Origin of the sequence: Maribellus maritimus (genome assembly GCF_022267315.1) — a bacterium.
In the GTDB taxonomy this organism is placed as follows: domain Bacteria; phylum Bacteroidota; class Bacteroidia; order Bacteroidales; family Prolixibacteraceae; genus Draconibacterium; species Draconibacterium maritimum.
Genome location: NZ_JAIKLE010000018.1, coordinates 26,163 through 39,047, shown reverse-complemented (window position 1 = coordinate 39,047; position 12,885 = coordinate 26,163). Strand labels below are relative to the sequence as shown.

The window sequence follows — 12,885 nt, the reverse complement described above, 5'->3', positions numbered from 1 at the left end:
AACTTTTATTCTGATTCAATGATATCGAGTGCATTTTTTACTTTTTCAAGAAGAACCGGCACTTTTTTGAAGGGATCATCTTCGCCCAATGTTTCCAACGGAAGATATCCACGATACCCCGACTCTTTTATTATTCTGAACAGTTTGACAAAGTCGGTTGGAGTTTCCTCTCCGTTTATCCAAACATTTTCTTTGATCTGCCATGTGACGGCATATTTTGTATTTCGTTCAATTTCTTTATAGGGATCGCTTTGTCTGTAACTTCCAATATCAAGATTTAGTCCCAGCCATTCTGAATTTACACTGTTAAAAATTCGATCGACATCGTCAGCCGTTTTTATAAAATCGTTGTGGTTTTGAAGTGCAACAATAACGCCGTAGTCTTTGGCAAAACTGCAACATGTTTTTAAATCTTCAGCCATCCAGTCAAATACCTGGTCGCGCGAAAAACCTTCGTGGGGATTTGTGCCGGAAAAAACCCGAATGTTTGGAATTCCCATTTTTGCCGCCGCCTGAATCCATTCTTTTATCATTTTGATATCCATATCACGACTTTTTTTGTCGGGATTAGCAAAATCGTTTCGCACTCCTGTGCCACTAATGTCCAGTCCGAGTAAAAAAGCATCCCGTTTAAATTTTGTCATAAAATCATTCGGAGGAACATCGGGATATGCAGGGAAATAATATCCTGTCGGATCGATAGCATCGAAATTGTGTTTAGCGCAAAAATGAAGCACATCAAACAAATCAATCTTTCCATCGCGCAGTGGTTGGTTGAAAGAATATACATTCAGGCTGATTTTAAATTTGTACCCGTACGCTTTGTTTACTGAATTTGAGTTTGACGCAAACAGATTTAATCCGGAGGCTGCAAATGGCACCGCCATCATTGTTTTTACAAAAATTCTGCGAGATGGTTTCATTTTTCCAGGTTTAGATTACAACGATTGAAGATAAAAAATAATCCTAAATTTAGTGGATACTTTTAGGGGCGTCTACAACAATTTCTTTAACACTTGCTCCCGGTGACAGGCCCAACAGCCATTTTATAGTTTCAAAAATATCTTCAGGCTGGATCATTTCTTCCGGTTCAGCAGGTGTCCCTGCTTCATAGGCCATCCGCGTGTTTACCCAGCTCGGACAAATGGTGGTTACTTTTATTCCCTGTGGTGTGAGCTCGCGGTATAATGACTGACTCAAACCAACAAAACCAAATTTTGAAGCTACATAGCCTGCATTTCCGGCAAATCCGATTACTCCGGCGCGGGAAGAGATGTTAAAGATATAGCCCGTTTTTTGTATTTTCATTACCGGAACAACTTCCTGTAAAATCACAAATTGCGCAGTGAGATTGACATCGAGTAACGTTTTAAATTTTTCTTCAGACAGCGACAGCGAACCATCAAAGAAAATACCGGCGTTGTTTACCAGTACATCAATCCGTCCGGTTTCTTTCACTATTTTTTTTATGGTTTCAGTTATTTGCTGGCTGTTACTGATATCCAATTGATAAACGAATGGTTCAGGAGAGGTGAAATTTTGAATTTCCCGGGCTACTTTATCCAAATCATTCAGGCTTCTTCCCATTAAAACAACCCGGTATCCTGTTTTTGCCAATCCAATAGCGATGGCTTTCCCAATTCCACGGGAGGCTCCTGTAATAAGTGCAACTTTTTGTTTTTCTTTCATTGTTTCTTTGTGGTATTTGACCTAAAGATAAAAAAAGGCAACGGAAATATTCAAACAACAGGTGCCTCAACCCGAACAAAGTGTGTGCAAAAATGAAATAGCTGTTCTCTTATTTTTTCTTTTAGCGCAAACAGTATGATTCCTGAAAAAGATATGTTATGGGAATGTCAGGAAGGATTTTTTACCTCCAGCAAGAAACCACTTCCGTGGATATTTTTGATTTCTATGTTTGGATCTTCAGACAAATATTTTCGAAGTTTAGTAATAAACACATCCATGCTGCGCGCCGTAAAATAACCGTCGTCGCCCCATATTTTTTGCAAGGCGTTTTCACGGGGAAGCAATTCATTTTTATTTTGGCAAAGTAGCTTTAGCAAATCCGATTCTTTGGGAGACAGTTTTTGTTTTATACCCTTCCGTTCAATGTGTCTCAATTTTGAATCAAAACGGTAGGAACCAATTTCAAAAAGAACATCGTTGTTTACCGAAGTTGTTGATTGTCGCTTGATAATTGCCTGAATTTTACACAACAAAACTTCAGTGTCGAAAGGTTTGGTGATATAATCGTCGGCTCCTACATTGTATCCTTTTAGAATATCTTCTTTTAAGGTTTTGGCTGTCAGAAAAACCAATGGGATATCCTTATTCATTTTTCGAATTTCAGTCCCGATCATAAAACCGTCAATATTGGGAAGCATCACATCCAAAATACAAATATGATATTCATTTTCACGGAATTTTCCCATTGCCAGTTTTCCGTCGTCAACCCAGGTTACATTGTAGTCGTTTAGTTCGAGATAGGATTTTAAAACTGCCCCAAAACTTAAATCGTCTTCCACGAGAAATATGTTGTATTGCTGATCCATTTTATATTAAAATCAAAAAAATCAGGTTTCATTTTTTAGCTTCTTGTGTAGGGAATAAACAAATCAAAACGGCTGCCCTTTCCGGCTTCACTTTGAACGGTAATCGTTCCCTGGTTGGCTTCCACCACTGCTTTTACATAACTTAATCCAAGCCCGAACCCTTTTACATTGTGGATGTTCCCGCTGGTTTGCCTGTAGAAACGTTCAAAAATTTTGTTTTGCACCGACTTGCTCATTCCAATGCCTTTGTCTTCAACCGAAATTAATACACCTTTGGGTTTGCTTGCAGTTGTAATTTTAATTTCAGGTAGCTCAGCCGAGTATTTATTGGCGTTGTCAAGCAAGTTATAAATAATATTTGTACAATGCATTTTGTCGGTTGTAACCACCGGATTTTTTGCATTAAAGTGTGTTTCTATTTTTCCCTCTCGTTTTTCAATCTGCAAAATAATTCCCTGAACAGCATCCTGAATCAAATCGTGCACATCGACAGGTTCCCATGAGAATTCAAATTCTTTTTTATCCAAACGTGCAATGGTTAAAATATCTTCCACCTGCCGGTTCATTCGGGTGTTTTCTTTTTTTATCATTCCCGTAAAGTATTTTATTTTTTCGGGATTCTGAATTACTTTATTGTTGGTAATTGAGTCGGTGGCAACAGAAATGGTGGCGATTGGGGTTTTAAACTCATGCGTCATGTTATTAATAAAGTCGGATTTCATCTCCGATATTTTTTTCTGACGCAGAATGTAAAAAATGCTCAAACTAAACGTGACCAGAATTATCAGCGAAAAAAGAAAAGAGGCAATGAGCAACCAGTTTAGCGAGCGATAAATAAAACTATCGCGTCCCGGGAAAAACACAGCCAGTTTTAGGTTTTTTTGAATGATATCGTGCGGGTAAAGTTCAATTTTGTAATCTGTATTCAAAAGTTTTAAGGAATCGCTTGTTCCCGTTGGATTATCCAAAAAACTGCTGTCTTTTAATATGGCGTATTCAAAGTCGATAGGAATATCTTTGTTTGCCAATTCTTCTGTCAGTACTTTTTTGATGAGCGTTGTATCAACGTTTTGCACATCCCAGGCTGAAATTTCGGTAACTACCTGGTTGGCCATTCTTTTTAGTTTGCCGGCTTTTACCTCGGCCCGTTTTGAGATATCGGGTGCAACAACCGCAATCGTATCAAGGTTGGTTATTAAAGAATCAATTCTCACAAGTCCCACGGAATATATTGAATCGATATCAGCAATATTCGTAATAAAAGAGTCTTTTTTAATCATAAAAATATTATTTGTTGCCGAATCGTCGCCGGCAATAATAATCCTTTCAATTTCGTGTTCCTCCCCGGTGTCAACATCAAAACTATATTCATAAGTATTTACGGATGTTTTATTGTCGGAATCAATTTTTATTTCGAAACGGGCATTTTTTCGTTTTGGATTTACTTCACGAATAACACGCACAGGTTGCGGCGCGCGTTTTACCGAATCGGGCAATAAAACACCCGGAGGGTGGGGCAGTGTTCTGAAAGTGAAGTTTGACCTATTGGTGCTGTTCCAATGAATCGAATCGGCAAAAGCCATCCGGTTTACTACATTAAAATTATGCAGATCTTCCAGTTTGGCTACCGTGCTGTTTAATGCATCGTTTACACTTCTGCTGAACAATTCATTTTTAATGCGTATTGCATTGTTCATCCAAACCAACTGCACAGTTATAATCCCAAGAATTGAAATTCCCATCAATACGATTAAACCTGTAATAATCTTTTTATTCATTCTGAATTTTCTGTTTGAATTCTTTAGACTGAACTAAAAACAGTTCAAATATAGATATTTAAGTGGGTGTAAATCTGATTTTAACTTTTCCTTAACAGATTTTAACCGGGCTTTAACTGATTGATAGTTTGGTTGTAAGTTATATTTGTTTCGAAATAGAATTGAATTAAAATAGAAAAATATGAAACGATTTTTTGGGATTACAACGGTACTTGTATGCGCAGCATTTTTACTTTCTTCATTTTCATTACGTGAGAATCCACAGGATCCTCCGCGTGGAAAAAAGAAGGAACGGCACATAAAATTGGTAAAGGTTGATGAAGATGGAAATAAAACAGAATTGGACACCATTTTAACCAACGACGATTTTTTTGTGTGGAATGGCGATACAATAGGCGGCGGTATGAAATGGTTTTCGAAAAAGGAATTTGATACCGACTCTTTGTTGGGAGACATGGATTTTGATTTCGATGTTACCAGCCACGGTAAAGGAAATGTATTTGTGTTGAAGGCGGATGGAGATTCAACTTTGGAATATCGGTTTGATGTGAGAAAGGACTACTTGCACGGCGATCACGATGTTATGGTTTGGCATGGCGACAAAGGGGAAAACCGAGTTTTTATTGCGCCAAAAGTTCCGGGAGTTCCTCCGGTGCCATCTGTTCCCCGGCTCCATTTTTTTGGAAATGCAGACGATGACAATGTTATCGATTTGAGTGACCCTGGAATTATTTCCTATAAAAAGAAAAAAATGAAAGATGGGAAGGAAAAGATTACCATTATCAGAACTGAACCCGGTAGAGTTAAAACTCAAAAAGTAGAAGAAATTATAATTAACGAAAAAGGAAGTCATGCCACTTTCCGGGATACACCAAAAGTTCATAAAGTGGTTGTTGCAAAAACGAAGGATGGGAAAACCCGGATTTCAGATGATAAAAATGTATTTCATTTAGAAGGAGAAGAAGAGACGGTTAAAGTCATTCAGGAGGAGGGAAAAGTAATTCGTATAAAAGAAATAAAAAGAGGCGACAAAAAAGATGTTGAAGTGGAAGTAGAAGTAAAAGAAAGCGAGGAAAATAATTAAACAGCAAATTCGTTCTTGAAAAACAGACTTTTTACCTTATTTCGATTTCATGTATTCGTTAAGGTCTGTAAGCCGATTCTGTAAAGAGTCGGCTTTTTGTTTGTTGAACATGATTAAAATTTTGTATATTAAGGAAAAAATAGAATGAAAACTGCAGTCTGGCTCCTGGCATTTCTCCTTTTGTTTTTATTGACTTTTTGTAATCAGATGAAGCCTCCGGAAAGTGAAAATCCGAGAATACGGGAAGTTATTGATACCATTGGTTTTGCTCATCTCGACTGGCAGATGGATTCTGTTGTATCGCGTATCAATTCTCGATTTAAAAATGAGTTGGAAGAAGTAAATCAGAACAGCAGTTTATTTTGGAAGGCTGCGATTTGCCCTCATGATGATTACACCTATGCGAGTTGGTTGTATCCTGCAGTTTTAAAAAATGTAAAATCGAAAACGCTTATCATTTTTGGAGTTGCGCATAAAGCTGCTTTGTTTCAGTTGAACAACAGAATTGTTTTCGACAGTTTTGACGCATGGAAAGGACCTTACGGAGATGTTCGCGTTTCTTCGTTGCGCAATCAAATTATTGAAAAGTTACCTAAGGATCTTTTTGTTGTTCATGATAGTATGCAAATGGTGGAACACTCCGTTGAGTCGATGATTCCATTTTTGCAGGAGCAAAATCCGAATGTAGAGATCATCAGTATTCTTGTTCCCTTTATGTCACTTTCAAAAATGAATACTATTTCTTTGCAACTGGCAAATGCAATCCACTCGATTGCAAAAGCACAAAACCTGAACTGGGGGCGGGATTTTTCAATCCTTATTACTACCGACGCCGTTCATTACGGTGATGAGGATTGGAGCGGACTGGATTTAGCCCCGTTTGGAACCGATAGTCCGGGGACACAAAAAGCGCTTGAAAAAGAAAAGGGGATTATTGAAAGTTGTTTTACCGGAGAGTTAACCAGCGAAAAGGCAAACCTGTTTTTTAAAACTACCGTTAACGAGGATAATTTTAAAGAATATAAGTGGACATGGTGCGGAAGATATTCCGTTCCGTTGGGGTTAAAAGTTGCCGGCAACCTGCAAAAATTACAAAAAACAAAATCCTTAAACGGGGTCCCTTTGGGCTATCAAACTACGATTGATCACCCTGAACTTCCGGTTAAGGATTTAGGCATGGGTAAAACCGCAATCGCAACAAATCGTCACTGGGTCGGTTTTACAGCTGTTGGTTTTAATTAGCCGGGATTATTTCAGAACTGTTTTGTCAACTTCGTCGGAAATAAATTTAAATTCTTCTTCTGTTAATGAGATCAAAGCAGCCTTTGTATTCTGAACCGACTGCTCTGCATTTCTTGCTCCTGCCAAAGCAATTGTAATTCCGGCCCGTTCTATGGTCCATTTTAAAACCAATTGCGCCAGAGTCGCTCCTTTTTCTTCTGCTATTGGTTTTATTTTATTCAAAAGTTCGTTTGTAATTTTAATATTCTCATCGGTGAAGGCTCCATGTCCTGCGCGGTGGTCTCCTTCCTGAAATTCATATCCGGGTGTAATTTTTCCGGTCAATAAACCTCTTTCCATCGGACTGTAAGCCAGCACCGATTTTCCCTTTTCGATACAATAAGGAACGGTTTTATCTTCTACACCGCGGTTGACCATGCTAAAAGGAATTTGGTTGGAAACCAGTTTTACTGCCTTTTCTGCTTCATCCATTTGTTCCGCACTGTAATTACAAACGCCGGCGTAGCGAACCTTTCCCTGCTCTATTAATTTTGCAACGGCCTCAAATGTCTCTGTAATTGGAGTGGTTGTGTCGGGCCAGTGAATTTGGTATAAATCAATATAATCTGTTCCCAGTCTTCGAAGGCTGTCCTCGCATTCTTTAATTACCCGTTCCTTTCCGGCATATTTATATATGTCGATGTCTTTTCCCGCGTTGTTTTTACTTTTAAAATAAAATTCGCCTTCTGTTCCATCCCAACTCATTCCGAATTTGGTAAGGATTTGCAGTTTGTCGCGGGGAATTCCTTTTATCGCTTCTCCTACTATTTCCTCACTCTCACCTTGTCCGTATATGGGAGCCGTGTCGATGGAGGTTGCACCTAAATCGTACGATGCCCGAATGGCTTCAATTGCATCGTTGCGTTCTGTTTTTCCCCACATCCAGCCACCGGCTGCCCAGGCTCCAAACGTAATAACGGATACTTGTAAATCTGAATTTGCTAATTTTCTATATTCCATAAAATAAATATTTTGAAGAATGAATGATTTATTCGTCGGTCAATTGTAAAACTGACGAAAAGATATAATGTTCAAATCAAAAATGCAAAACCAATTTCGGCACAGACATTGGTTTTGCCATCCGATTTTTATTTGCTTGAATTGCTTACAAATGCAATGTGTTGGCTGTCGGGAGACCACGAAGGAACATTAATTGTGCCCTGACCGCCATACATATAGGCAATAACTTTTGGTACCCCCCCGTTAACAGGTATTAAACGAAGCATTACCCGTTTGTATGAAGGGTGTGCATTTACATCAATTGTCGGGGGGAACGAAATCATAACCATCCATTTTCCATCGGGTGAAATATGTGGAAACCAGTCGTTGTACTCATCAAAAGTAATTTGTTCTTTTTCCGAACCATCAGGTTTCATGCGCCAAATCTGCATGGTGCCCGATTGGCTGCCGTTGTAATAGATGTATTTTCCGTCGGGCGAATATTCACATCCGTCAACATGCTCTCCGGGTTTATTATCGGTTAATGCGACTTCTTTTCCTCCTTTTATTGAATTTTTGTAAATATTGTACACAGGTACTCCATTTCGCCGGGCAACATAAACTACTTCTTTATTATTTGGCGCCCATCCGTGCCAGTACGAAGGAACTGCATTTGTTATTTCCTGTGGGGTGCCACCTTCCAGCGGTAAAACATAAACTGACGAACCCCGACCTCCTTCACCCTCGCGGCTGTGGCTGATCGCGAGCAATTTCCCGTCAAACGAAATTCCGTGGTCATTGTTAATCTGATCGGCAAAATCGGTATTGAGTTTTTCCAAATCGCCGCCGTCAGTCGGAATTTTATACAAAGAGCCATTCATATTAAAGAGCAATTTATCTCCGTCGGGCATCCAGTTGGGTGCTTCAAAACGACTTGGTTTTTCAAAAATTACTTTTCTTTTTCCATCAAAAACATTCATCGTTTCCAGCCGGCATCCAATCCACCCTTCGCGTCCCGGATTGTAATCTTTGTCCACAGGCTGATCGATTCGTACATTCCATATTTTTGCCGTTTCGACAACATCAGGGTTGTGAGAGCAGATAACCAATCCGGCTAAAACTTCATCTTGAAATTCCATTTCTGTACTTCCGATTTCCTGTAAGGGCTCCCGGGGGTGCGCCGCCCTGAAAATGATTCGTTTGCCAACCCGTTCCAATTGGAGTATTTCATAATTGGGTTTTGTTGCAAAAATTTCATCCTGCGGATCGCGCATCAGAGCTCCCTGTAAAACGCGCCACTGCAAAACGGTTAATCCATCGCCATGCAGAACTGCTGAACAATGGGCTGCATTATCCTCTTCCGATTCGCGCACCATCCAACCGATTTTTCGATGGGGATCTACTCCTACACCTTCAAAAGCAAAATTTGCAGTTAAAATAAAATCGCCCTTTATTTTGTTAAACAAATAGCGGAATTCATCTCTTCCAAACCAAATATTATAGCCGGCACCCTTTAAAGTATATTCCTGTGTATTTTTATCGTAGGCTGCGAAACCTTCTTTTTTTGGGGCGCCAATATCTTTGTTGAGATGGAAGATTCCCACATTCTGCTGGGCAAAACCAGTTGAAGCCAACATGATAAAAAGTATTAATAGATTTTGTTTCATAGCAGGTTTATTTCGTTTGTTAGTGAAACTCTAATTTACGAAAAAAACCAAAAAACAGCCGGCTTTGGAAATTTATTTGTGATTGTTACAATAAGGGCGGTTTAGTTTTTTGTATTTTTTGCCAGACTTTTTTGGAGTTCCAGTATCTTTTCAATATCAATAGAATCGAAAGCATGGGCAATGTATCTTTCACTCTCCCGTTTCCCAACTTCATATATTTCCCGGGCCTTGTTGAAATTAAAGGTTGTAAAATCGCGGGCTTCGGGAGGTTCAATAAGAAAATCGCAGAGTTTTTTACTTTCCTCAACATTTTGTGCAATCCCTAACCTGAAACATCTTTCAGCAACTGTCATTAATCCTTTAACTTCATCTTCGGGACCATTGTGGTTGACATGAACACCAATAAGCACTTCGCATTTGTCGCGGATGGACGCTGCCGGAAGGTTATTTAAAAGTCCGCCGTCAACATAGGTTTGCCCGTCAATAATCTGAGGTTCAAAAACTACGGGTATCGATGCTGAGGCAAGTACCCATTGAAAAAGTTTTCCTTTAGATTTTATCTCAAAAAGCCCGCTGTTCAGATTTGTGACTGCACAGTAAAAAGGAATCTTTAAAGCCGAAAAATCATCTTTTTCGATTTTTTCCTCCATCACCTCCTGAACTTTATCCATATCAATCAGGCCGCTAAAAGGAAGGTGCCAGTTAATCATTTTATGAAATTTACGCGACGATACGGTTTCAAGAATTTCTTTGGGCGGGTATCCGGCAGCATAAAAAGCCCCTACAATTGCTCCCATGCTGGTTCCTGAAATTATTTTAGGTTTTATTCCATATTTTTCAAGCGTTTCCAAAACACCGATATGGGCAATTCCTCTTGCACCCCCGCCACTTAATGCTATACCAAACCTGACTTTTTTACCTGGCATTTGTTGAAAGATTTATGGTTTCTGATAAAATTAAAACAATCCGGTCAGTAGCAGAAATTTTGCAACCTGATATTTTTAAATCTGTTCCCAACCCTGCCGGTAGGTATGCCTTATCCATTCTTCGGTGGTTTCAATTGCCGGCAAGGTTGTATAATCTTTCTGGAATCTGGGATCCCCGTTTACGATTTCAAAATTATCTTTTGTAAGTACGCGAATCTGGTCACTTGGACTGATGTTGGTAAAACGCATATTTGGTCCGTCCCAAAATAGTTTTTTTTGCAGACTTTGCAAACGAACCGCTAAAACTCCCATAACCACCATTTCATTCAATGGGCCGGAATAATTAAAATTGGATGAGGCTTCAAGTCTTGCATTTTTATCTTCTTTGCAGGCTCTTATCCAATCCTGTTCATGCCCTCCTTCAAGTGCGTTTGAAATTCGGCGGATTGATTTTTCAGGTTGTTCAAAATGAGTCATTTCTTTGGTAGGCAGCAGTGTTGGATTTTTACCGTAAGTTCCGCACATTATTTTGCCGCGGGTTCCGTAAAAAACACATCCACCGTCATTGTCACCCATTTGTTCTCCTCCCTCCAGTTCATCGGGGCGGGGAGGCATCAAACCTCCATCGTACCAGTGAACCGTCACTTTGGGCATACCAACTTTAGGCAAATTGTCACGCCTTGGAAATTCATATTTTACAAATTCAGCATTGGGCGCCGATTCGGTATTTACCGGTGTTGACGAACCCTGCACTGAAGAAGGATATTCAAGCTTTAATGCTTTAAACACGGGATCGAGGATATGACAAGCCATGTCGCCCAAAGCGCCCGTTCCAAAATCCCACCATCCACGCCAGTTCCAGGGATGATAAATTTCATTGTAGGGCCTCCATTTTGCCGGGCCGATAAAAAGATCCCAGTCCAGCGTTTTGGGTACACGTTGATCTTTTTCAGGACGTTCCAACCCCTGAGGCCAGATAGGACGGTTTGTCCAGGCATCAACACGGGTTATTTCTCCAATGGTTCCGGACCAGATCCATTCACAAATTTGTCGAATACCTTCTCCTGAGTTTCCCTGGTTTCCCATCTGGGTTGCCACTCCGTACCGGTTGGCTGTTTCGCGCAGAATTCTTGATTCATATACTGAATGTGTAAGTGGCTTCTGCACATACACATGTTTCCCCTCGCGCATAGCCATTACCGCAGGAAGGGCGTGTGAATGATCCGGAGTTGCTATCATAACCGCGTCAATATCTTTTTGTTGCTCAAACATTACACGGTAATCTTTGTACTTTTTGGCCTGTGTCCAGCGGATAAAAGAGTTTCTTTCCGCATATTTCCAGTCAACATCGCAAAGCGCAACAATATTTTCTGTTTCCATGTTTCGCAGGTTGTTGTGTCCCATTCCACCAACTCCAATTCCTGCAATATTTAATCTATCACTTGGTGCTTTATATCCAAAACCGGATATTACTTTTGAAGGTAAAATGGTCATCCCTGCTACTGCAGATGCCGATGTTCCAATAAAGTTTCTGCGAGAAATACTTTTCTTTTTTTTCATATCACCAATCCTGTTTTACTGGAGAATTTATGTGCGCAAAATATAAAAAATATCAGGTATTACCTACTGATTAATCTCTCTGAAACCTGCTAATACAACATTTACGCTCATTTTAATTTTTTTTAGCCATGAATTAATTAATTTTTACAATTAAGTTTTGTTGCCAGAGGTTGTTCGGATTAACAGATTATTAACAAACTACAGTTGTAAATCCGATGTTTTTATTGAAACGGTATTTGTTTTTGTTATCTGCAAACAATCAGCCAGTTGAAATCGAATAAATTAATACTTTATGAAACGACTCGCTATTTCAAGTTTAATTGTACTTTTTGTAATAACATCCCGGGCAAAGGATGGTAAACTACCTTTAATTGGGGACAAAGCTCCTTCGTTTAAAGAGAATACAACGAACGGGATGCTAAACTTCCCGGAAGATTTTGGCAAAAGTTGGAAGATACTGTTTAGCCATCCGCTTGATTTTACTCCTGTTTGTACCTCTGAATTGTGTGCCCTTGCATACGAACAGGAGAAGTTGGATTCATTGGGAATAAAAATTGCCGTCGTATCTATTGATGAAGTTGAAAGACATTTGTTGTGGAAGGAGTTTATAGAAAGGATACTGAAGGATAATTCAGGACGTGTTAAAATCAACTTTCCAATTGTTGCTGACTTATCCGGTAAAATTTCAAAGAAGTATGGAATGTTACATTCTTCCGTAAATGATTCAAGGGATGTCAGGGGAGTTTTTATTATCGACCCTGATAATGTTGTTCAGGCCATAAATTTTTACCCGATGAGTGTAGGCAGAAGTATTGACGAGATAATAAGGACAGTTACTGCGTTGCAGCTAACCCAAAAGGAAAATGTACTTACTCCGGCGAACTGGAATCCCGGTGACGATGTACTCATACCGCACAGACCTTACTCAATAGAAGAATTAAAAGAAAATCCAGAACTCGAAAATCAGTTTTATAATGTTGGCGAATTTATGTGGTTTAAGAAAATGAATAAATAGTACCGGCGCAAAATTGAGATGGGAGGTTGAAATACTTTCACAATCAACTACAAAATAAAAAGAGCGTTTGTAAAAAAACA

The 12,885-nt window shown here is 39.4% G+C and carries 11 protein-coding genes; 3 read left to right on the top strand and 8 right to left on the bottom strand.

Annotation, left to right across the window (positions count from 1 at the left end; translation table 11 throughout):
- Nucleotides 1-5 precede the first annotated feature (5 nt).
- The 4 genes from K5G00_RS16305 to K5G00_RS16290 form a co-directional block, all read right to left on the bottom strand.
- Complete coding sequence (locus K5G00_RS16305; protein WP_238767249.1) at nt 6-923, bottom strand: sugar phosphate isomerase/epimerase family protein; 918 nt, start codon at nt 921-923, stop codon at nt 6-8.
- Between the two features lie 49 nt (nt 924-972).
- Entirely contained in the window at nt 973-1,689 is a 717-nt protein-coding gene (locus tag K5G00_RS16300) for an SDR family oxidoreductase (RefSeq protein ID WP_238767248.1), read from the bottom strand.
- Between the two features lie 167 nt (nt 1,690-1,856).
- Nucleotides 1,857-2,555, bottom strand: a complete 699-nt coding sequence (locus K5G00_RS16295) for a response regulator transcription factor (RefSeq protein WP_238767247.1) — start codon at nt 2,553-2,555, stop codon at nt 1,857-1,859.
- A 35-nt stretch (nt 2,556-2,590) separates the two neighbouring features.
- A complete protein-coding gene (locus K5G00_RS16290) occupies nt 2,591-4,333 on the bottom strand; it encodes a sensor histidine kinase (RefSeq protein ID WP_238767246.1) in 1,743 nt (580 codons plus the stop codon).
- Between the two features lie 181 nt (nt 4,334-4,514).
- Between K5G00_RS16290 and K5G00_RS16285 the strand changes: the two genes are divergently transcribed.
- Together K5G00_RS16285 and amrB are read left to right on the top strand one after the other, a co-directional pair.
- Entirely contained in the window at nt 4,515-5,417 is a 903-nt protein-coding gene (locus K5G00_RS16285) for a hypothetical protein (protein ID WP_238767245.1), read from the top strand.
- 144 nt (nt 5,418-5,561) lie between these two features.
- The gene (gene amrB / locus K5G00_RS16280) at nt 5,562-6,659 is read left to right on the top strand and encodes an AmmeMemoRadiSam system protein B (RefSeq protein WP_238767244.1); all 1,098 of its coding nucleotides are present in this window, start codon (nt 5,562-5,564) and stop codon (nt 6,657-6,659) included.
- Between the two features lie 6 nt (nt 6,660-6,665).
- Here the strand turns inward: amrB and K5G00_RS16275 are convergent, their stop codons facing one another.
- From K5G00_RS16275 to K5G00_RS16260, 4 genes are all read right to left on the bottom strand, one after another.
- Nucleotides 6,666-7,658 carry an aldo/keto reductase gene (locus tag K5G00_RS16275; RefSeq protein WP_238767243.1) on the bottom strand — a complete coding sequence of 331 codons (993 nt, stop codon included), beginning with the start codon at nt 7,656-7,658 and terminating at the stop codon, nt 6,666-6,668.
- A 128-nt stretch (nt 7,659-7,786) separates the two neighbouring features.
- Nucleotides 7,787-9,304: a TolB family protein gene (locus K5G00_RS16270; protein ID WP_238767242.1), complete on the bottom strand. Its 1,518-nt coding sequence runs from the start codon at nt 9,302-9,304 to the stop codon at nt 7,787-7,789.
- A gap of 101 nt (nt 9,305-9,405) precedes the next feature.
- Nucleotides 9,406-10,230, bottom strand: a complete 825-nt coding sequence (locus K5G00_RS16265; RefSeq protein WP_238767241.1) for a patatin-like phospholipase family protein — start codon at nt 10,228-10,230, stop codon at nt 9,406-9,408.
- 75 nt (nt 10,231-10,305) lie between these two features.
- The gene (locus K5G00_RS16260) at nt 10,306-11,790 is read right to left on the bottom strand and encodes a Gfo/Idh/MocA family protein (RefSeq protein WP_238767240.1); all 1,485 of its coding nucleotides are present in this window, start codon (nt 11,788-11,790) and stop codon (nt 10,306-10,308) included.
- A gap of 292 nt (nt 11,791-12,082) precedes the next feature.
- On the opposite strand from K5G00_RS16260, the gene K5G00_RS16255 reads away from it, so the two are divergent.
- A complete protein-coding gene (locus K5G00_RS16255; protein WP_238767239.1) occupies nt 12,083-12,805 on the top strand; it encodes a peroxiredoxin in 723 nt (240 codons plus the stop codon).
- The last annotated feature ends 80 nt before the right edge of the window (nt 12,806-12,885 follow it).

What these genes read in the sequence shown, in the direction of transcription:
- K5G00_RS16300 (WP_238767248.1), bottom strand. Translation starts at nt 1,689, where the DNA reads ATGAAAGAAAAACAAAAAGTTGCACTTATTACAGGAGCCTCCCGTGGA.
- K5G00_RS16295 (WP_238767247.1), bottom strand. Translation starts at nt 2,555, where the DNA reads ATGGATCAGCAATACAACATATTTCTCGTGGAAGACGATTTAAGTTTT.
- K5G00_RS16265 (WP_238767241.1), bottom strand. Translation starts at nt 10,230, where the DNA reads ATGCCAGGTAAAAAAGTCAGGTTTGGTATAGCATTAAGTGGCGGGGGT.
- K5G00_RS16255 (WP_238767239.1), top strand. Translation starts at nt 12,083, where the DNA reads ATGAAACGACTCGCTATTTCAAGTTTAATTGTACTTTTTGTAATAACA.
- K5G00_RS16305 (WP_238767249.1), bottom strand. Translation starts at nt 923, where the DNA reads ATGAAACCATCTCGCAGAATTTTTGTAAAAACAATGATGGCGGTGCCA.
- amrB (WP_238767244.1), top strand. Translation starts at nt 5,562, where the DNA reads ATGAAAACTGCAGTCTGGCTCCTGGCATTTCTCCTTTTGTTTTTATTG.
- K5G00_RS16260 (WP_238767240.1), bottom strand. Translation starts at nt 11,790, where the DNA reads ATGAAAAAAAAGAAAAGTATTTCTCGCAGAAACTTTATTGGAACATCG.
- K5G00_RS16270 (WP_238767242.1), bottom strand. Translation starts at nt 9,304, where the DNA reads ATGAAACAAAATCTATTAATACTTTTTATCATGTTGGCTTCAACTGGT.
- K5G00_RS16290 (WP_238767246.1), bottom strand. Translation starts at nt 4,333, where the DNA reads ATGAATAAAAAGATTATTACAGGTTTAATCGTATTGATGGGAATTTCA.
- K5G00_RS16275 (WP_238767243.1), bottom strand. Translation starts at nt 7,658, where the DNA reads ATGGAATATAGAAAATTAGCAAATTCAGATTTACAAGTATCCGTTATT.
- K5G00_RS16285 (WP_238767245.1), top strand. Translation starts at nt 4,515, where the DNA reads ATGAAACGATTTTTTGGGATTACAACGGTACTTGTATGCGCAGCATTT.